Source organism: Nostoc sp. (assembly GCF_036917435.1).
Classification (GTDB): domain Bacteria; phylum Cyanobacteriota; class Cyanobacteriia; order Cyanobacteriales; family Nostocaceae; genus Nostoc.
Map to the genome: position 1 here is coordinate 1 of NZ_JBALDM010000054.1, position 21,800 is coordinate 21,800.

The 21,800-nt window shown below is 39.1% G+C and carries 13 protein-coding genes and 2 pseudogenes; 12 read left to right on the top strand and 3 right to left on the bottom strand.

What is annotated here, in order from left to right:
* Positions 1-145: 145 nt before the first annotated feature.
* Together V7K98_RS26235 and V7K98_RS26240 are read right to left on the bottom strand one after the other, a co-directional pair.
* A complete protein-coding gene (locus V7K98_RS26235; protein ID WP_335027286.1) occupies positions 146-709 on the bottom strand; it encodes an HD domain-containing protein in 564 nt (187 codons plus the stop codon).
* Positions 710-910: 201 nt separating this feature from the next.
* Positions 911-2,191 (bottom strand): GAF domain-containing sensor histidine kinase, encoded by a 1,281-nt coding sequence (locus V7K98_RS26240; protein ID WP_335027288.1) that lies wholly within the window; start codon positions 2,189-2,191, stop codon positions 911-913.
* A gap of 624 nt (positions 2,192-2,815) precedes the next feature.
* On the opposite strand from V7K98_RS26240, the gene V7K98_RS26245 reads away from it, so the two are divergent.
* The 12 genes and pseudogenes from V7K98_RS26245 to V7K98_RS29000 form a co-directional block, all read left to right on the top strand.
* Positions 2,816-4,798 (top strand): amylo-alpha-1,6-glucosidase, encoded by a 1,983-nt coding sequence (locus tag V7K98_RS26245; RefSeq protein ID WP_335027290.1) that lies wholly within the window; start codon positions 2,816-2,818, stop codon positions 4,796-4,798.
* A gap of 874 nt (positions 4,799-5,672) precedes the next feature.
* Positions 5,673-7,106, top strand: coding sequence for a sensor histidine kinase (locus V7K98_RS26250; RefSeq protein ID WP_335027292.1), 1,434 nt, complete (start codon positions 5,673-5,675; stop codon positions 7,104-7,106).
* A gap of 52 nt (positions 7,107-7,158) precedes the next feature.
* Positions 7,159-7,833 (top strand): response regulator transcription factor, encoded by a 675-nt coding sequence (locus tag V7K98_RS26255; protein ID WP_335027294.1) that lies wholly within the window; start codon positions 7,159-7,161, stop codon positions 7,831-7,833.
* A 56-nt stretch (positions 7,834-7,889) separates the two neighbouring features.
* Entirely contained in the window at positions 7,890-8,102 is a 213-nt protein-coding gene (locus V7K98_RS26260; protein WP_335027296.1) for a CopG family transcriptional regulator, read from the top strand.
* Between the two features lie 558 nt (positions 8,103-8,660).
* Complete coding sequence (locus tag V7K98_RS26265; protein WP_335027298.1) at positions 8,661-9,890, top strand: hypothetical protein; 1,230 nt, start codon at positions 8,661-8,663, stop codon at positions 9,888-9,890.
* A 157-nt stretch (positions 9,891-10,047) separates the two neighbouring features.
* Positions 10,048-14,796 (top strand): response regulator, encoded by a 4,749-nt coding sequence (locus V7K98_RS26270; protein ID WP_335027300.1) that lies wholly within the window; start codon positions 10,048-10,050, stop codon positions 14,794-14,796.
* Positions 14,797-15,156: 360 nt separating this feature from the next.
* Positions 15,157-15,813 (top strand): hypothetical protein, encoded by a 657-nt coding sequence (locus V7K98_RS26275; RefSeq protein WP_335027302.1) that lies wholly within the window; start codon positions 15,157-15,159, stop codon positions 15,811-15,813.
* Positions 15,814-15,859: 46 nt separating this feature from the next.
* The gene (locus V7K98_RS26280) at positions 15,860-15,988 is read left to right on the top strand and encodes a hypothetical protein (protein WP_335027304.1); all 129 of its coding nucleotides are present in this window, start codon (positions 15,860-15,862) and stop codon (positions 15,986-15,988) included.
* A 120-nt stretch (positions 15,989-16,108) separates the two neighbouring features.
* The gene (locus V7K98_RS26285) at positions 16,109-18,316 is read left to right on the top strand and encodes an OmpA family protein (RefSeq protein ID WP_335027306.1); all 2,208 of its coding nucleotides are present in this window, start codon (positions 16,109-16,111) and stop codon (positions 18,314-18,316) included.
* 46 nt (positions 18,317-18,362) lie between these two features.
* On the top strand, positions 18,363-18,887 hold the full coding sequence (locus V7K98_RS26290; protein WP_335027308.1) for a Rab family GTPase: 525 nt from the start codon (positions 18,363-18,365) through the stop codon (positions 18,885-18,887).
* Positions 18,888-19,242: 355 nt separating this feature from the next.
* Positions 19,243-19,884 (top strand): annotated as a pseudogene (locus V7K98_RS28995) (histidine kinase dimerization/phospho-acceptor domain-containing protein); the annotation flags it as partial.
* 171 nt (positions 19,885-20,055) lie between these two features.
* Positions 20,056-21,309 (top strand): annotated as a pseudogene (locus V7K98_RS29000) (ATP-binding protein); the annotation flags it as partial.
* 21 nt (positions 21,310-21,330) lie between these two features.
* On the opposite strand, the gene V7K98_RS26300 reads toward V7K98_RS29000, so the two are convergent.
* Positions 21,331-21,747 carry an ATP-binding protein gene (locus V7K98_RS26300; RefSeq protein ID WP_335027312.1) on the bottom strand — a complete coding sequence of 139 codons (417 nt, stop codon included), beginning with the start codon at positions 21,745-21,747 and terminating at the stop codon, positions 21,331-21,333.
* Between the last annotated feature and the right edge of the window lie 53 nt (positions 21,748-21,800).

Below are 21,800 nucleotides of genomic sequence, written 5' to 3' on the forward strand. Positions count from 1 at the left end.
AGCGTATTGCAGGTAAATGAAGTACACGGGTAGGGGCACAACATGTTGTGCCCCTACGATGATCTGTACCTCACCAAGTTGCAATCTGCTGTAATGTTATTGTAGTACTTGATTGACTAGTGTGATTTAACTCACAAAAGGCTATTTAATTGATAAACGCTTTGTAATCTTCAATTAACTTTGCCAAGCGAGATGCAAGAAACGGACTTGCATCCTGTAAAACTTCGTAAATCTGAATACCTTCTTCTCGATATCGAATAATTTTGTCTTGAGTCCAATAATGTGGTGGTGCTTGTAGATTGGTGATTCTATCTGCTAATTTCACCATCCATATTTCTTGTGGTTGCTCTTTTATCCTTTTTAAACTATCTGCCATTTGCAGATGCTTTGCTAAACTTTCGTCTTTTGTCAGTGCAAGTACACCATTAGCTACTGATTCACCAAATTCGGTTTTTATATCCTCAAATGTTGTATTAGTATCTTCAATTGTGTCATGCAAAATAGCACATTGAATAGCAAGATTTCCGTCATGTTCGGTTTCCACACTTAGCGCTGCAATTACTTCCATGCTCACAAGATTTAAGTGCATAAGGTAAGGTATTTCTGAACCTGGTATTTTCTGACCTAGATGTGCGTGGGCTGCTTTTTTTAAAGCTTTAATGTAAGTTGCTTGTGACCAGTTTTTTGGACTGAGTTGATATTGTTCCATTTATGTATTTTTCTGACGAAGTGATGTAATGCTGTATATCATAAGTAGGTAGGCGTAATTAAATATAAGATCAAACCTCACCCTCAATCCCTCTCCTTAGTAAGGAGAGGGAAGCCGGAGGCAGGATCAGGTTTTATATTTAATTTGACCCACTTACTTAATCCAAAATTAGAATTACCGTAGCAGAAGAAGTACTTAATATCAATCAAATCTTTGAAAAGTAACTATAGGTAATTGAACACTCACGATAGTACCTGTTAAGAGGTCAGAAGATATTAACAGTTCTCCATTATGAGCATTGATGATGCGTTTGGTAATAGCAAGTCCTAGCCCAGTGCCACCAGGTTTTGTAGAGAAAAATGGCTGAAAAATCTTGGTGAGAACTTCTGATGGAATTGGCTCACCGCCATTGTGGACACTAATAGAGATTTTATTTACATTGGAACAATGTACTTTCCACTTAACAATATCTCCTGGTGCAACTGCCTCGCAAGCATTACGAATAATGTTGATAAATACTTGTTTAAGTTTGTCTTTTTCCCCTAAAACTTTTACCGTAGGTAACACCGGAATAAATTCGATTTGTCGTTCTAGAGCTTCTGGCATTTCATGAATGCATTCGAGTAATTCGTAAATTAGTTCATTTATATCTAATTCACAAAGCTGCAATTCTTGGGGTTTGGCATAGAGCAAAATTTCACTTAGCAAACGCTCTAGACGACTAGCTTCGCTCAATGCCAACACTAATCTTTCTTGAGCAGATTCAGTTAAAACAGTTTTTCGGAAATACTTTAATCCCATAATCATTGTAGTTAAGGGATTACGAATTTCATGCACAATCATGGCAGCAAATTCACCAATAGCTGCTAGTCGCTCTTGTTCTAAAAGCTTGGCTTGGGTTGTTTGTAATTCTATGGTACGTTTTTCTACCTCAGCTTCCAAAATATGATTAAATTTGCACTGTTGTTGATAAAGATGATAGTTGTCAATTGCTGTTGCAGCTCGTTCAGCAAATAATTCCACAATTTGGATGTCTTCTTTTGTAAAATCACGTGGTTCGTGACTAAATGAACAGATAGTACCAATAACCTTATTTTCAGCAGTTCGCAATGGTATCCCTAAATATGCACAATAACCTTCTGGAGCCTTTCCATACTCTGGGTTTTTTTGAGCGTCTTTCACAGCTAATGATTGACCCATTTGGATAACAGTACCAGTTAGTAAACCATGTAGTGAATAAACATGTTCCCCCTCGCCCATTTCGAGATTACTAGCTAGAACAGTTTCAAACCCTTCTTGGCAAAAGGTAACAACTGTCCAATCAACTTCAATAAGTTCGCTGACTCCGCAGGCAATATTATGCAAATAGCTACCCAGTTCGCCAGTTCGATAGTTTAAAGAAGACAAACGTATTATGATTTGCCGCTCACGTTGCCAAGTTTGGTTGTGCAACAATATTTTGTCATCACTAGTTTTGCTCATGGATACTTATTACATGGGTTATGAAAATAATTTCAAAAATAAGCTGTTCTATTTCGAGAGAAAGATTCTACATACAACAAACTGATTATTTCATAGAGAATGCAATTACCTAGCTTTAGTCCCGCAGATATGGAAAAAGAAAGTGTTGGCGGCTGCTTCAAAATATGGTCTGGAAATTATTCAGCCGTCTGCTGCATCTTTGCAGGTATAAGCTAATATAACTACAAACGATCGCAGTTAGACACCAAATAATAGTACTGGAAAGTCTCAGAGGTGCGATCGCGGTTCCCATTCAGATGCGGTACAAAATTATATCGCTTGGTGTAAGGGCACAGCATTGCTGTGCCCCTACCGGTGTACCTCACGCTTGTCGAGAAATATCATCGTTTGCCATCCCTACTTACTTGAGGGTAATAACGTTAAAAAATCGTTTAGAGGCATTTTAGCTTCTACTTACAGAAATGTCTTACCAAAGATACTAGTGTTTAATGTTACTTAAGGTAAAAGATTTTATTTAAGCGCGATCGCCAGTTAAGATTTTAGAACTCTTAATACCATTCTCAGCAGACTAGAGGATTGATAATCGATAATCCAAATATTGCTCCCAAGGAAAAGTTTTGAGTTATGTCTATAGAATTTGGGCGGGAAATCTGCGGCAATCTTGACACGGCAGAGTCACGGGAATGGTTAGTTACTAACGGTATTGGTGGTTACGCTTCTGGAACTGTGGCTGGTTTATTGACGCGTCGCTATCACGGACTACTGGTAGCAGCATTGAAACCACCTTTAGGTCGTACTTTACTGCTGACAAAACTAGATGAAAGTGTCCTGTATGACAATCGCTCTTATTCTCTAGACACCAATCGTTGGGCAGATGGGACTGTTAGCCCCCACGGTTATCAAAATATTGAACATTTTTCTCTGGAAGGGACAATTCCCTTATGGCGTTTTGCTGTTGCCGATGCCTTGTTAGAAAAACGGGTGTGGATGCAACAAGGTGTTAACACAACTTATGTTCAATATACTCTGCGTCGGGCTACACAACCTCTCAAGTTGACGCTTAAAGCAATGGTGAACTACCGTGACTATCACAGCGACACCCAAAGCAATGGCTGGAAGATGTCTGTTGAGGAAGTGGAACAGGGGATTTGTGTAACTGCTTATTCGGGTGCTGTACCAGTCTATCTACTGAGCGATCGCGGTAGTGCATCTGTTGCTGATGATTGGTATTATGGCTTTGACTTGGCTGTTGAACGCTATCGGGGATTGAGAGATAGAGAAGACCATCTCCACGCTGCGACTTTTGAGGTTACACTGATTCCTGGGGAAGCGATCGCATTTGTAGCCAGTACAGAAAAGCAAACAAATTTCAATGCCGAAGTTGCACTTAAGTTACGTCGCGCTCAAGAGCAAAAGCTAACGGGATTTTGGAATAGTAACCTACCCCTCGATACTAAGGAATCACCTATCTGGATTAAGCAACTAATATTAGCTGCTGACCAGTTTATTGTTGACCGTCCAATGCCAGAAGAACCCAACGGCAAAACTATCATTGCTGGTTATCACTGGTTTAGCGACTGGGGACGCGACACCATGATTAGTCTACCTGGGTTGACAATTTCGACTGGTCGCCCAGAGGTAGCACGTTCAATTCTTCGCACCTTTGCCAGATACGTAGACCAAGGAATGCTGCCGAATCGCTTTCCCGATGTGGGCGATCAACCAGAATATAATACTGTTGATGCCACTCTCTGGTATTTTGAAGCAGTCCGCGCATATTACAGCGCTACGGATGATGATAATTTGCTTGCTGAACTCTTTCCAATACTTGCAGACATCATCAATTGGCACTGTCGCGGTACACGCTACAACATTCATCTCGATCCGGCGGATGGTTTACTTTTTGCAGGTGTTGCAGGTCTACAACTGACTTGGATGGATGCCAAAGTTGACGATTGGGTAGTTACGCCCCGAATTGGTAAACCGATTGAAGTTAATGCCCTCTGGTATAATGCTTTACGGACAATGGCTAAGTTTGCCCGTCACCTTGGTAAACCACACCAAGAATATGAGGCAATGGCAGACCGGGCGAAGTATAGATTTTCTCGCTTCTGGAATGAAGAGACAGGTTATTGTTATGACGTTTTAGACAGTCCTGATGGTGATGATGCGTCGTTGCGTCCTAACCAAATATTTGCTGTTTCATTACCAGAAAGCCCGCTCACACCTGCCCAGCAAAGGAGTGTGGTGGAAGTTTGCGGGCGATCGCTGGTAACTTCTTATGGGTTGCGATCGCTAGCCCTCGACCATCCCCAATACAAGGGTAAATACGGAGGAAATCAGTATCAACGCGATGGAGCTTATCACCAGGGGACAGTTTGGGGTTGGTTGTTGGGGCCGTTCGTCTTAGCACACCTGCGCGTCTACAAAAATCCTGAACAAGCTCGTCAATTTTTAGAACCAATGGCTAATCATCTCACAGCATACGGTCTTGGTAGTCTCAGCGAAATTTTTGATGGTGATGCCCCGATGACTGCACGCGGATGTATTGCCCAAGCGTGGACAGTCGCAGAGGTTTTGCGTGCTTGGTTGGCAACAGAGAGTTGATGCGGGGAATAACTATTGACTACTTACCTGTCACCCCAGCCAAATTTCAGCAAAATATTCAGAAAAAGGAAATCATAATACACAACATGTTCAATTTAACTTCAATAGCTTTGATTAACTTCTAGTTACATACTTATAAATTTCCCCACCAATTTACTTATCAATATTGAGATATCAAGTAATTCGCACTTCATCAAAAATCTGATGTATAGTTGTTAACTATGAAAATATTCAAATAGTCAGTTAACCTTATTTCCTCTTGCGTTGTCGCCTGTTTTATCGCTTCTATAGCTGCGGTAAGTAGGTAGGCGTAATTAAATATAAGATCAAACCTCACCCTCAATCCCTCTCCTTATTGACATCCTCACCGACCTAAAGGCGCAATGCTTTAAAGTAATGAGTAATAAGTAATAATTAATAAGCAAATACCCATTTTTCATCCACTCATTACTCCTTACTCATTACTTTAAAGCATTGCGTGAAGCACGGGGCTTTAGACCCAATTCTTTGGTAAGGAGAGGGAAGTCGGAGACAGGGTGAGGTTTTATATTTAATTTGACCCACTTACTTAATTACTCAACCAAAACCTTCACAAATCAATAAGTAGAAAATTTCAGGTAATTCTCATCTGAAATTAATTTAACTACTAGTAAATTAACTTATGCTTAGAGAATAAGTTGCAAAGTTTAAAAATAGATGAAATAAAAAATTTTACGATGTTTTTGGAATGGCTGCACTTTTCACTGTAAGTATGCAAGAAAGGTAAGTTAAAATCATCTATAACTAAAGATGTAGTTGTTGATAATAACTTTATATTTAGCAGTCTGATTTTATTAATATAACCTTATTTAACATCTAAAAAGTAATCATAATAGTGAAGCAAATCAGAAAAATTTGGATAAATATAGACCCATTTTCATTACAGTCACGCCTCACGATTGGTATTGCTACATTTTCAGCTTTGATATTAGGTAGCCTTGCTACATGGATTAGTTGGAAAATGCAGCAAATATTAGTTGATAGTCATAAATATAATATAGAACAAATTGCCAAGCGTTTGCCGCAAGATATACAAATTTATAGTGAAATGATGCAACCTGAAACTGGGTTGCAAAAGTCTATTAATAATTTGGCAAATACTAATATATTGTTATGGTTAAAAAATCCTGATAATAAAATTATAGTAAAATCTGCCACTTTAAATTTATTATCTGCTCCTACTGTAGCTGAGTTAATGTCCCTGACTAAGATGCCGATTAAACCACAAATTTATAAAATAAACCAAAGCTATTTTGTTTTATGTAGTACTTCTGTGCAAGTTCAAGGTAAGGTACTCGGTGAGTTATTTGTAGTCAAGGATATTACCCACGAACAAAAAATGTTTGTGGCAATGGTGCAGAATTTAGGTATTACTACTATTTTGGCAATTATTATTTTAACTGCTGCGATCGCGTTTTACATCAAACGTTCTCTGCAACCTCTTCGCCAGCTAAATCAAATGGCTTCTGTCATTTCGGCTGAAGATTTAGGACAATCACAGCTATCTGTTGATAATGCACCCAGCGAAGTTAAAGAATTAGCTCAAACTTTAACCATGCTTTTATCTCGGTTATCCCAATCTTGGCAGCAAGAACGAGAATTTGTGAGTAATGTTTCTCACGAATTACGTACGCCTTTAACCATTGTACATGGTTACTTACAAAGTGTCTTGCGAAGGCAAAATAACTTAACCCCAACCCAACAAGAAGCTTTAGAAACTGCGGCATCGGAAGCTGAACGCACTATCCGTCTGCTACAAGATTTACTTGATTTAGCCCGAGCCGATAATGGTTACTTATATTTTCAAATGAAATCTTACGTGCTGAATGATTTGGTTGAAGAAGTAGTCATAATGGCAAAAAAATATAGCGATCGCATAATTCAAATCGATTCAAAACTCGATCGAATTGAAGTGAAAGCAGACTATAACCGTCTCAAACAAGTATTATTGAATTTGATTGATAATGCCATTAAATATTCTGAAGCTGATACACCCATAGTTTTGAAATTAAATCAAATTCAAGAGCAGGCAATTGTTGAAGTTTGTGACAAAGGTTATGGCATTCCTTTACAACACCAAGCACGGATATTTGAGAGATTTTACCGTGTAGATGAATCACGTTCTCATACTACTGGGGGTTGTGGTTTGGGTTTATCTATTGTCAAGACACTTATAGAAGGTATGGGAGGTAGTGTCAGTGTGCAGTCGAAGTTAGGGGAAGGGAGTACATTTACAATAAGTTTACCTACATATAGCAGTTCTATCTGATTAGGGAAGTGTGGGTAGTTCAAAATTGCACCATAAACCAATACACAAACTTATGACAGTACATATTCTTTTGGTGGAAGATGAAGTCAAACTGGCGCGATTTATCGAATTAGAGCTTAGTAGTGAAGGATACAAAGTAAGTGTAGCCCATGATGGTATTGCTGGTCTAACTCTGGCGCGAGATTCATCGCCAGATTTAGCGATCGTGGATTGGATGTTACCAGGTTTAACAGGTTTAGAAATTTGTCGCCGTTTGCGAGCAACGGGTAGTACAGTACCAGTGATTTTACTGACAGCAAAAGATGAAGTGAGCGATCGCGTCGCAGGTTTAGATGCAGGAGCCGATGATTATGTAGTTAAGCCCTTTAGCATAGAGGAACTTCTAGCTAGAATTCGCGCTCATCTGCGCCGCACGCAAGAAACAGAAGAAGATTTGTTGCAATTTGAAGGTTTAAGCTTAAATCGCCGCACTCGTGAAGTTTTTCGGGAAAAACGAAGCATTGAGTTAACAGCAAAAGAGTTTGACTTATTAGAATATCTCCTCTCACATCCCCGTCAGGTGTTTACTAGAGATCAAATTTTAGAGAAAGTTTGGGGTTACGATTTTATGGGTGATTCTAATATCATTGAAGTATATATTCGTTATCTCCGACTCAAATTGGAAGAGAATAATGAAAAACGTGTGATTCATACAATCCGTGGTGTAGGTTATGCACTGCGGGAGTAATTTTAATGACTTGGTGATTTCGGCACAAAGCAACACTTTAAAGACAAAAGACAATTATGAACAAAAAATGGGCTGTTAAACGACTAACAGTAAATCTGACAACCGAGGAAATGAAGAAACTTGAACAGTATTGTGCTTTGACAGGAAGACCAGCAACAGATGTAATTCGAGAATTGCTCCGAACTCTTGAGGTTCACAACTCTGAAAACTTTGAAATGGGAACAGCAGACTCAAGAATGACAGTTGGCAGTTCGTCAAAATCACAGTAACTATTCACCAGAATATCCTGCCAAATCTCATAAATCTGCTATTTTGACTTGCCGATAGGACTAAAAGCAATACTTCCGGTTAAAGGGAAAAGGTAAGGGATGAATTTAAACCCCTACACTTTTCCCTTTTACTTTTCCGAGATCGCTCGCTTAAACTAGCGCGGGCAAAGACCTCGGTTTTCAATTCAAGGTGCGTTAACTCACGACAAAACACACCTTACTTCTACTCACAATTTATATTTCTTCATATACATTAAATTTTTTCCGCAGACTTACAGCAGATTGCAACAGGCGTGAGGTACAGATCATCGTAGGGGCATAACATGTTGTGCCCCTACCCGTGTACTTCATTTACCTGCAATACGCTGTACTTACTCGCAAACAATACTAATTAGGCATTCAGGGGACAGCCTTATACCTATAAAAGCAAGCCTTTTTCCTTTGCTATGTCTTAACAAGCATATATTTTGGGCATCATAATCCCAAGCCGAATACATCAGCTAGCTGCCAGAAACTTTTTGGTAGCGAGTTTTTATTTACAACTATAAGTAGTGACCGATGGTAAATGACTTTATAGTATATCTCTTTATTTCTCGACACAGTTCTTACACTAGGTTAATTTGGGGATGCCTACAGGTTCAATTAGGAGTAATCTGTAGCGTCGGTATTTGCACATTCTCAGAAGCTAAGTTACAAGCTGCCCAAACACATCAGACCTGGAAATCACCTTCAGGATTCACCGAGGGAACCACCAAAGTAAATCCTGAACCAACACCTATTTTGATGGCAGCCCCCGAAAACTTCAATCCTGATTTGCAAATACCGCCAGTCATACCTAAACCACCGCAGAATTCTAGTCCACCAACACCTTCCACCAAACCCAAAACGCCGGATGCCGTTTTGGAAAGCATTGATACAGACTATCGCTATGACACAGATAACTTTGGGCAAACCAATTTCTTTTTTGAACCAACGGCTCAGTTTCGATTGAGGAATGGCAATAAAATATTTTTCAAGACAGGTTTTAACTTTTTTGAGCAACGCGGTGTGGAATCAATTACGAATTTTCCCTTGCAAGTTGGATGGCAAGGGAAAATTGGGCAAGTTACTCTGCAAACAGCAGCCGGAGTCGATATCTTCAATCGTTTACCTACAGCTATTAATCTCAATGCCAAGGTGGAGGTTCCCATTGTGCCACCGCGAGTTTCGTCATCAGGTCAATTGCTATCGGTAGTGTCACTATCAGGTAATTTAGAACAAGGGCCTTATAAATCTAATGCTCGAACTTTAGAAAATCAAATTACTGCTTGGCGATTTGGGCCTGATTTATACTGGCAGATTAACCGTAAAACTAGCTTGTTTTCATCATTGCGTTTGGGTAGTTACAACGATGGTAATTCCGAGGTGCAATCATTTAGTAGGCTAGAGCGCAAGTTTGGACAGTTTTCTCTGGCAGCTAACTTATTCACTTGGAGTTTCGATCGCAATTTAGAACGCACAAGTGGCTATTTTTCCCCATCAGATTTTCTAGTTTACAACGCTGAGGTGGGTTGGGAAGGAGATGTTGCTAATTTCTTACGCTGTCGTCTCGCTGCTAACTTAGGACAGCAGCGACTTAACGGAAAATTTGACAATGCCAATACCTATCAAACGCGCTGTACGGTAAAGTTTTCACCCAGTGTAGAGGCAGACCTTGGCTATACCTTTAGTAATGTCCGCAATCAAGAAACTGGGGGAAGTACCTACGGTGGTAATTCCTTGGCAGGACAGTTGCGGGTAAAGTTTTAGTTCGTAATTCGTAATTCTGTAACAACAACTTTAGCCGTAGATAATGCCAAGTTGAAAAATGATTACGACAGATGAATTCACATCTAGCTAGATGCACTAAGGCAATTCCCAATCCAAAATCTAAAATCCAAAATCCAAAATGGGATAAGGCTTAAGAATGAAAGCACCATTACCTGATAATGAAAAACAGCGAATCGAATCTCTTTTGGAGTATAAGGTTCTTGATACTCGCTCGGAAGCTGCCTTTGACGATCTCACCCGTCTAGCCTCATATATTTGTGGAACTCCTATTGCCTTAATTAGTTTAGTTGATAGCGATCGCCAGTGGTTCAAATCCAAGGTTGGTATAGATGCCCTCGAAACACCGCGAGATGTGGCATTCTGCGCCCATGCCATTCTGCAATCTGAAGTTTTTATTGTGCCTGATGCAACACTTGACGAAAGATTTGCGACAAACCCGTTAGTTACCTCCGATCCAAATGTTCGGTTTTATGCTGGTGTACCGCTAACTAACCCTGAAGGATATGCATTAGGAACGCTTTGTGTAATTGACCGTGTAGCAAGAAACCTTTTGCCAGAACAAGTTGAAGCGTTACGAATCATTGGTCGCCAGGTAATCAAACAACTAGAAATGCGGCGCAACTTAGCAAGTTTGGTATTGGCGAGTCATAGTCACAAACAGACACAGAAGGCAAGCAAACAATTTTTCAAAAAAGTTGCCGCCGGGTTTGGGCTGGCGTTAGCAATTTTAGTTCTGATTGCCACGCTCTCGTATCAGAGTACAGAAGTGTTGATTGATACGAGCAAAGGGTTGAACAATACTCAATTAACAATCAACAGCTTGCAAGAACTGCTGTCTAATATCAAGGATGCTGAAACCGGACAACGCGGTTATATACTTACCGGAAATCCGGGATATCTAAAACCATATCAGACAGCACTTACTAATCTTCCTCCAGAAATTAAGCAGCTAAGAAAATTAACCCTAGATGCTCCTCAACAACTGAGTCAACTTTATACCCTTGAATCCCTAATAGTACTAAAGCTGAAAGAACTCAAAAAAACTATCGACTTGCGTCAGAATATCGGGTTAGATGCTGCATTAGAAGTAATAAATGCAAATCAGGGAAATAACTTAATGAGTGATATTCGCAATATCATTCGTGAGATGAAAAACGAGGAGAGGCACGAGCTTCAGCAGCAGTTAACAATCACAAAAACCAGTGCCCGCAATACTATTTTGATGCAGGCGATCGCTATTTCCCTAAGTTTTCTGATTCTGGCCATAGTCTACTACTTCATTTATCGTGAAGTAAAAGAACGGAAATTAGCAGAGGAAACACTGAACCAAGAACGCAACTTTATCTCAGCAGTCCTTGATACAGCCAGCGCTTTGGTAATAGTTGTTGACACACAAGGGCAAATTATTCGCTTCAATCAAGCTTGTGAACAAACAACTGGTTACTCATTTGATGAGGTGAGAGGAAGGCATTTCTGGAACTTGTTTCTAATTCCTGAAGAGGTAGAACCGGTTAAAGCAGTTTTTGAACAGTTGCGAACTGGTGAAACACCGAGAGAATATGAAAACTATTGGGTAGCAAAGGATGGCACTCGGCGGTTGATTTCATGGGCTAACGCTATTTTGCAAGACGAAGACGGCAGCGTTAAATACATCATTGGCACAGGTATTGACATTAGCGATGCCTCCGAGGAGCTTTGCTTACGCAAACGAGCAGAACAGCATCTCAAAGCCCAGTATTCTACAACCCGCGTCTTAGCAGAGTCAACTACAATTAGCGAAGCCATGCCCCAAATTTTGCAAGGAATCTGCGAGAGTTTGGCATGGGATTTAAGTGAAATTTGGATGGTAGATAAACAAGTAAATATACTGCACTTTCTAACATCTTGGTATAAAGTATCTGACGAAATCCAAGAATTTGAAATCTTCAGTCAGCAGACCACCTTTGAACGAGGAATTGGTCTGCCTGGTCGTGTTTGGGCTAGTGGTGAACCTGTTTGGATCGTTGATGTAGTTACAGATAACGATTTTATCCGTTCTCAAATTGCTGCTCAAGCAGAACTGCATGGAGCTTTTGGTTTTCCGATCCATAGTGGTAAAAATATTCTTGGTGTCATTACCTGCTTTAGCCATGAAATTCAGCAACCTGACCCAGATTTGGCAAAAGTGATGAATTCTATTGGTGAGCAAGTAGGGCAGTTTATTGAGCGCAAGCAGGCAGAAGAAGAACTCCAACGCCAAAATTTGCGATCGCAACTATTTACTGAAATCACTCTGAAGATTCGTCAGTCTCTGCAAATCAAAGAAATTCTCCAAATCAGCGTTACCGAAGTCCAAAAAATTCTCCATAGCGATCGAGTTTTGATTTATCAACCCTTGACAGATGGATCTGGAAGTACTGTGGTTGAGGCAGTAGTTTCTGGTTGGCTGGCAATTAAAGAAAAAAAGCTCACTGATGCTTACTTTCAAGCGGAATATACACAGCAGCACTATTTACAGCAGTATCGTCAAAAACGGAATCTAGAGCTTGCTGACTTAGATATAGTGGAAATCCAAAAAAGGCATATAGAGTTATTAGAACAATTTGGGGTTAAATCCAATTTGGTTATACCCATTCTTGTTAAAGAAGAACTCTGCGGTTTGCTGATTGTCCATCAATGCGGCAGTTCTCGCCAATGGTCTAGCTTTGAAACTCATCTTTTACGACAAATAGCCGATCAAGTCGGTATTGCCTTAGCCCAAGCCCAAATGTTATATGCAGAAACTCAACAGCGAAAAGAACTTGAAGTTGCCCGCCAACAAGCTGAATTAGCTTCTAGAACCAAAAGTGCCTTTTTAGCGAACATGAGTCATGAAATTCGGACTCCGATGAATGCTGTGTTGGGGATGACAGGCTTAATGTTAGACACTCCCCTAAACTCGGAACAACAGGATTTTATCGAAACAATTCGCATTAGTGGAGATGCTCTTTTAACCCTCATCAACGAAATTTTGGATCTATCCAAGCTTGAAGCTGGGGAAATGGCACTCGAAACTCTAGATTTTAACTTATCTACCTGTGTCGAAGAGGTATTGGAATTATTGGCTCCCCCAGCCCATAATAAGGGATTAGAAATTGCAGCGTTAATATATCCCAACGTCCCCACCCAACTCCAAGGCGATGCTGGCCGCCTGCGGCAAATTTTGATGAACCTGATCAGCAATGCGATCAAGTTTACCAGCAATGGGGAGGTAATATTAAAGGCGGAATTGCGATCGCTTTCTTCTAATACAGCCACCATTCATTTTGCTATTACAGATACCGGTCTTGGGATTACTCCTGAAGACCAATGCAAACTTTTTATGCCATTTACCCAAGTAGATGCTTCCATCACCCGTAAGTATGGCGGTACAGGCTTAGGATTAGCCATCTGCAAGCAACTCATCAGCTTGATGGGAGGAGAAATTGGCGTAGAAAGTCGGTTGGGACAAGGATCTAAATTTTGGTTTGAAGTAACTTTTGCCCAGCAACTTCACCCGATTTCCTTACAAAGTGATGGCTTTGCCAAAGCTAAGGGCGATCGCGAACTTTTGCTAAATCGACGCTTGTTAGTGGTGGATGATAACACTACTAACCGCAAAATTATCCACCATCAAGCTACTCCTTGGGGAATGGTGGTAGATCAGGCTGCTTCGGCTGCTATTGCACTCATTGCTATTGAGGAGGCTGTAAAGCAAAAAAATCCATATCACATTGCTGTGATTGATATGCAGATGCCAGAAATAGATGGCATGACTTTAGGAGAACAAATTAAGGCAAACTCAGCGATCGCTAGTCTACCTTTGATTATGCTTACCTCTACTAATCAACGCGATGAAATCCAACGAGCGCTAAAAATAGGATTTGCCGCTTATTTAGTCAAACCTGTTAAGCCGTCTAGACTCCTGGATACCATCATGACTATTTTAGGAGCACAGATACAAGAGGAGATAGAAGTCAAAATTCAGAATTCAGAATGGGCTGCGCCCCGCTTTGTTAACACGAGTGAGGATTTAAAACTGAAAAATAACGAAAACAACAGCAAATATAATTCTCCTGGCTCCCATGACTCCCATAAATTAAGAATTCTCTTAGCTGAAGATAATCTGGTGAATCAGAAAGTAGCCTTGAAACAACTTCAAAGCCTGGGTTATAGCGCTGATGTCGCTGGTAATGGTAAAGAAGTTTTGCAGTTATTAGAAAAAATTCCCTACGATTTAATTCTGATGGATTGCCAAATGCCAGTTCTCGACGGTTTAGAAACTACAAAAGAAATTCATCGTTGGCAAGAAAGCAACTTTGTCAGCAGTCGTCGTCCTATAGTAATTGCCATGACAGCTAATGCGATGAAAGAAGATCAACAAATGTGTCTAGATGCAGGAATGGACGACTATTTGAGCAAGCCAGTAATGAAAGAGAAATTGGCTGCGGCACTACAGCGTTGGGGAAGTGTGATATTCGAGGCAAAAGAAATATATGCCTTAGAACAGAAACTTTCTATAACAGATGCAGGTACAGTTAACCTCCCAATTGATTGGGAACGCTTGCATCAACTCTCAGAAAACAACCTAGAATTTGAATTAGAAATACTGCAAATATTTGTTGAAGATATGCAGCTTCGGCTAGAGGTAATTAAAATAGCGATCGCAACTCATGATTTTGGGCAAATAGGTCAAGAAGCCCATCAAATTAAAGGTGCTAGTGCCAATATTGGAGCTACAGCCATGCATCTGGCAGCAGAAAAACTAGAACAACTAGCATCCAATCAAGAACGTCGAGGTACTGGTAACTTAATCTTGGAATTAGAAGAGTTTGTAAAACGCATCCAAGAATTTTTGGAGTGTAAAGATCATAACTCCAAAATCTGAAAAATCAATAATATTTATTAACAAATTAAAAATGATAGTTTTTTAGTAGTAGGCATGAAAAATACTTATTCTACATTTAAGTAATCAGACAGAATTAATTACACAAGTTTTGTCCTGTAACCTTTAACCTGTAACCTGTTCCCTATCTCCACCAATGAATTTAATTGTGTCCGACTACTTATCATTACTCATTTATTCTTTTTAAGATAGAAATTATGAATAATTGGGAATAATAACTTTGATGTACTAAAAGTAGGTTCGGTGAGTTAGCTGCATCTGATGCTGAGAATATTTAGCCTAAATGCCAGTTAAATCCATACCTCCTATCCCCAATAAATTCCCGAAAAGTGAGGTTTTCTGATGAGTCAGATGAGTAAAGACGATGTACGAGAACGGCTTGGTAATATCGATCAAATCCGCGATATTATTTTGGGAACGCAGGTAAGAGAGTACGAAAATCGATTTAACAAGCTGGAGTCAGACATATCTCTACTGCAACAACAAATGCGATCGCATGTCGAACAACTCAAATCCAACTTTTCGGCTGAACTAAAATCAGGATTTGAGACGTTGGATAAAAAGCTGAAGTCACTCAACCTGACAACTCAAGAAGAAACTCTTGACTTACGGCAACAGGTTGATAGACTCAATAAAAAGTTCTCTAGCAGTGTTCAGTCCCTTGATGAAACATTAGATAACCAAACTACCTCCATTCGAGATGAAATATTTCAAACTAAAGTCCATTTACAAGATGATGTCACAGCGTTACGGGATCTGATTTTAGAAGAGATAGATCGGCGCTTCTCGCAGTTAACAGATACTAAAGTTTCTAAAGACGATATGGCTGAAACTTTGTTTGCCTTGGGAATGCGTCTAAAAGAAACTGAATTTATTCCTAAGTTGCGAGAAGCAGCCGATGAACGCAACGACAACTATACTGCTGTACCACTTCTAGAAACTACAAAGTTGTCAAAAGTGTTAACTCACTCTAACAGCACCGCAGAATTACATTCCTAATGAAAAACTCCACCCACAAGGGGGATGGAGTTTTTGGGCATGGGGAATGGGGCATGGGGGATGGGCAAGAGCCTCTAATGCCCAATGCCCAATGCCAATGGCCAATGCCTCAATTGGCGGGGCGGCTATCCCTCTCCACCCGCAAGGGGATGGAGTTTCCCGCCGCTTTCAATAAACTCAGGAGGCAAAGGGAAATAAGGGAGAGAGATGCGATTTATCGCGTCTCCCACCTTTTATAAAGACGCGATCAATCACGTCTCCTAAATCAGCACATTTAAAGACAAGAATTACTAATATGACTCAGGTGAAAAATTTGATTTCTCAATCTGTTGAGTTTAAGCCAGAAGAAGCTGTACAGCTTGAAAATTTATTGCATCTACTCGTTGAACTCAACATTATCGAACCACCTGAGCAATCTGTTTCTTCATTTCCATCCGAAATCGATCTTAGTAATCAGTATATTACAACTATTACAACAGAAGTTGGAGCATGGGAACTTACTCCAGTGACAATGGAAGTATGTGAAGCTTATTTAGAGTCGGCTTTTAATTATCGTCAAAATGCATCTAATTCAGCGAAAGTTGTCGGAGAAGAATTAGAAAAAAACATTGAAATCGTTGCAATTTTTGAGGAAAATATAGACAACTCAGAAGATGCATTCCAAAAATTAAAAGATATATTAGTTGGATCTGATTTAGCAGAAACAAACAATATTATAGCCAAACTGGAAGAAAAATTATTAAAATTAGAGCATCAAATTTACGATCCTAAAGAGCTAATAAATCTACTCCTTCCGTGTATTTCTGAGCTTTTAAGACTGAAAATTGTAGAGTCTAGAGAAGAATTTGTACAGATAATAGCCCCAATTATCGATCATACTATCCGCAGTCGCACTGAACAGGATAGAAGTAGCATGAGTTCTGCGATCGCACCTGCTATTCCCCTGGCGATTACTCAGCAGATTATTGTTGCTCCAGAAGAAGTTTCAGATGCGATCGCTCCTGCAATGGGACGAGCCATAAAAAAGCAAATTGAAATTGAACAGAATATTGTTGTGGATGCACTCTACCCAATTATTGGTAGTACCATAGCCAAATATATGGCAGAGACAATCCGTGCCATTAACCGACAAGTTGAAGAAACCCTTAGCGTTGAAGGGATAAAACGTAAAATTAGTGCCAAATTACAGGGAGTTTCCGAAGCAGAATTAATTCTTAAAGAAGCTCTACCATTTACAATTAAAGCTATTTTCTTGATTCATAAAACATCTGGTTTAGTTATCTCAGACATTCAGCGTTCTGATGGACAACAACTAGAAGCTGACATGGTAGCAGGAATGCTCACGGCAATTCGCAGCTTTGCCAATGATTGCATCAATGAATCTGGAAGCGTGACAGAATTAGACGCAATTCAATACGGTACATCCAAAATAATTTTAGAAGTTGCCGGATACTGTTATTTAGCGATCGTTGTGCAAGGAGAAATGAGCAAAAAATTTATTTTGCAAATGCGGCGAACCTTTAGAAAAATTGTAAAGAATCATGGTGATTTAATTGAAAAATTTGACGGAGATCCTGATACAATCCCGGCTGAGATTCATACAGTTTTAGAAGAACTTAAAGGTACAGATATTCAGCAAAAAAAGAAAAGCAATCAATTATCACCGTTACTGATATTAGGCTTAACCATTATTAGCACAATTTTCGTTCCTTGGGGTATTTGGCAACACCATAGTGTAGCGATCCGTTCTATTGAAAATAAAACTTCGTTGGCTCTAACTTCTGTTCCAGAACTAGCCGTATATCGGCTCACCGTGCAGGTAGAAGACAATAAATTAAAATTAAAAGGACTATTACCTAATCAACTTCTTCGCCAGAAAGCCGAGCAAATTGTTAAAGTAACCTCCCCTAATTGGTTGATTGACAATCAAATTTTATTAGTAGAACTACCAGCAGATCCTGTATTAGCTGCTGCTGAAGTCAAACGAGTCACAGCAGTTTTAAATCAGACGGATGGTACAGGCATTTCCGCTCAATATAATGCTGGTAAAGTAGTTATCGAAGGTAATGTCAAGCGGATTGCAGATGCTCAGATTATTACTCATGCATTTGAGCAAATTCCAGGCGTAAAATTTGTATCTAGTGCGGTACAAGTGCAACCTCTGCAAATTGAAGTTCGATTTTACTTTCAACCCGACTCGGCGGATTTAATCAAGGCAAATTTAGGGTACAAGGTACAACAGGTGAAATTTTTCCTCAATCAGCATCCAAATCAACATTTAAAAATTATTGGTTATAGTTATAACCGTACTGGTACAAACAAATCTCAAAAATTAGCACTGACGCGAGCAAAAGTTGTACAACAAGCACTTATTAATTTAGGTATCGTGCCATCTCGTCTAGAAGTAATTGCTAGGACAAATTTACCACCAGGAATTGATGCAACTCACCCCTTATGGTTAAGCCGTTGTGTAGTTATAGAAGCGATAAACAAAGAATTTTAACTTTAAAATATATTTGGTATATACAACACTACTTATTTTTAAAAACATGTCTACAATATCTAAAAAAATCTGCTTATTTGGTGATTTTGGTGTTGGTAAAACAAGTCTAATTCGCCAATTTGTAGAATCTCAATTTAGTGATGAATATCTTTCTACTGTCGGAGTCAAAATTTCTCGTAAATTAATGAATCTTTCTTCTAAAGACCTGGATAACGGTCAAAACTTACAGTTACTAATTTGGGATATTGAAGGTAGCAATAAATTTAAGGCAGTTGCTCAAAACTATTTTCAAGGTTCTAAAGGTGCTGTGATAGTTGGTGATGTGACACAACCGGAAACGCTCAATCATATCCGGGAGCATATTCAAACTTTTTTAGCTGTTAATCCTAAAAGCTATATTGTTGTCGCACTCAACAAATCAGATATGATTGCAGCCGAATATTTAGAAAAGATCCGCCAAATGTATCAATTTAACGATTTAACTAATATATTAGACACATATATAACCTCAGCTAAAACTGGCAATAATGTTGATGAGATATTTCAAACTTTAGCGACTCGTTTAATTTAGTAAAATGAACTCATTGTTGACAAAGATATTATCTGTATGTCGGATTGAATATTTGATAATTGACGAAAACTTGAAGGTTGTAGAGATATCTCTGGGACTAAATCATTTTGCCAACATTCCTGATGAAGTCAAGCAAGGTGAGGATGTTCGGATTGCCTTTCCAGAATTAGAGGGACTTGAAGATGTTTTTGATGCAATTCGACAAGGGGAGAAAGATAACTTTGAATTAAAGGGAATTATGCGCTCCCAATATCCACCTTCTCCTTTATATATTGATATTTGTATTACTAAGAATATACAAGAAAATTCTTCTAGCAATCCATTCATCATTCTTGTGGAAGACTCAACAGAAAGGATGGTTCTTGAGCAATCTTTGTTTCAAGGCGCAAATGAAGCAAATCTTTTGTTACGCAACTTAAAAGCTTCTAAACAATATATCGATCAAATTGTGACATCAATGCCAGATGCATTGTTAGTAACAACGCTGTCAGGAAAGATAAAAAAACTAAATCCGGCTGCACAAGTATTGTTAGAATATGACGAAACAGAACTCATCGGTCAACCTATCACCAAAATTCTTAGAGAAGTCAATAGCTATAAATTAGAAATAGAAAATACTGAAAGTATTGATATTTTCCAAAATCAAGACATAAATCCTTTAATCCAAGAGATAGAAACTGTTTGTTATACCAAAAGTAGTAAGAAAATTCCTGTAGCTTTTTCATACTCAATTGTGAAGACAGAAATTGAGCATTTCCAAGGTTATGTCTACATTTTGCGAGACATGACTGAACGGAAACAAGCAGAACTTGCTAAACAGGAATTCTTAGCAATGATTAGCCATGAGGTTCGGACTCCGATCGCATCGGTAATTGGTATGGCCAGTTTGTTACTAGATTGTGGATTGAGTGTTGAACAGCAAAACTTTGTTGAAATCATTTACAGCAGTGGAAATTCCTTACTCAAAATCACTAACGATTTTCTTGACTTCTCTAAAATACAATCTGGCAACTTGGAACTAGAAGAGGAACCTTTTATTTTGCAAAGTTGCATTAATGAGGCTTTTTATTTGCTTACGCCTCAATCTAGAGAAAAAGGTTTAAAACTCACATTTTTAGATACTCTTAAATTTCCGACTACGATTGTGGGGGATATCACCCGACTACGCCAAATCTTGATTAATTTACTCAGTAATGCGATTAAGTTTACCGAAACTGGAAACATAGAAGTTTCAGTTATAATCCACAAGAATAGGGATATTAATCATTCTTCTGCTGCAAATACTGACGAGATTCAGTTTAGTATTAAAGATACAGGCATCGGGATTCCCCGCGATCGCGTTGAACGTTTATTTAAAGCCTTCAGTCAAGTCAACTCCTCCACTACTCGACAGTATGGCGGTACTGGCTTAGGTCTTGCCATTTGCAAGCAACTTTGCGAGTTAATGGGTGGCAAAATCTGGGTTGAAAGTGAACTCAGTATAGGTAGTACATTTTACTTTACGATTGCCGCTTGTATCATTCCAGAGGAGTCAGCAGAGGCGCAAGTCGTTGCACCCATCCAGGAGTTACCAGTAATAAATTGTGAAAATAACTGTGATTATCGTGTTTCTGATTTACCTAAATTAAGAATTCTCTTAACTGAGGATAATCATGTGAACCAGGTAATAGCCTTGAAGCAACTCCAAAGCCTGGGTTATAGCGCTGATGTTGCTAATAATGGCAAAGAAGCTTTACAACTATTAGAAAAAATCCCCTACGATTTAATTCTGATGGATTACCAAATGCCAGTCCTCGACGGCTTAGAAACCACAAAAGAAATTCATCGTTGGCAAGAAAGCAGATTTCTCAGTGGTCGTCGTCCTGTAGTAATTGCGATGACAGCTAATGCGATGAAAGAAGATAAACAAATGTGTCTAGATGCTGGAATGGATGACTATTTGAGCAAGCCAGTAATGAAAGAAAAATTGGCTGCGGCACTACAGCATTGGGCAAGTGTGATATTCAGACTAGAAGAAATAGATGCCAAAGATCAGACAGTTTCTACAACAGATGTAGATTCGGATGACCTTCCAATTGATTGGGAACGCTTGCATCAACTCTCAGAAAATAACCCTGAATTTGAATTGGAATTATTGCAAATATTTATTGAAGATATTCAACCTCGTCTAGAAGTAATTAAAATAGCGATCGCATCTCATGATTTTGGGCAAATAGAGCAAGAAGCCCATCAAATTAAAGGTGCTAGTGCCAATATTGGAGCTATAACAATGCATCTGGCGGGAGAAAAACTAGAACAACTAGCTTACCATCAAGAGCGTCGAGGTACTAGTAACTTAATTTCAGAGTTAGAAGATTTTGTGAAACGCATCAAAAGATTTTTAATCATAACTCCTAACTCCGCTAAATCTAAAATTGAATGACTCCTAACTACTGCCGTAACTTTAGTAAGATTTACTAATAAATAAACAGTAACGATTATCTACTGTCGGCTCATAACTCAATTTGTCAGCTATAGCAGACATAATTTTTAAACCCCGCCCACGCTCTTGCTCATTGTCCTCAAATTCAGATGTTTGTTGCAATTGCTGCTCTAAGTCAAAGGGTTCACCTTTAGACCAAATGCGAATTTCTATATATTCATTTAACCGCACAGCTTCTATTTCAATAGGAGTTTCAATAGGCAAATTTCTGTGAGCGTGTTCAACAATGTTTGTAAAACCTTCTATCATCAGTGTTTGACATTGCCACCAAATTTGTTTATCGGCAATAGGCGGTTGATTCATCTGCTCGAACCAAGATAAAACTTGAGGCGAGGCTGTAAGGTCTGTGTTGACTTTTAGACAAATTGTATTTTTCACTTCTTAACCAAGAAAATATTTTGAAACGATCATATTCGGTAACTAATTTATTT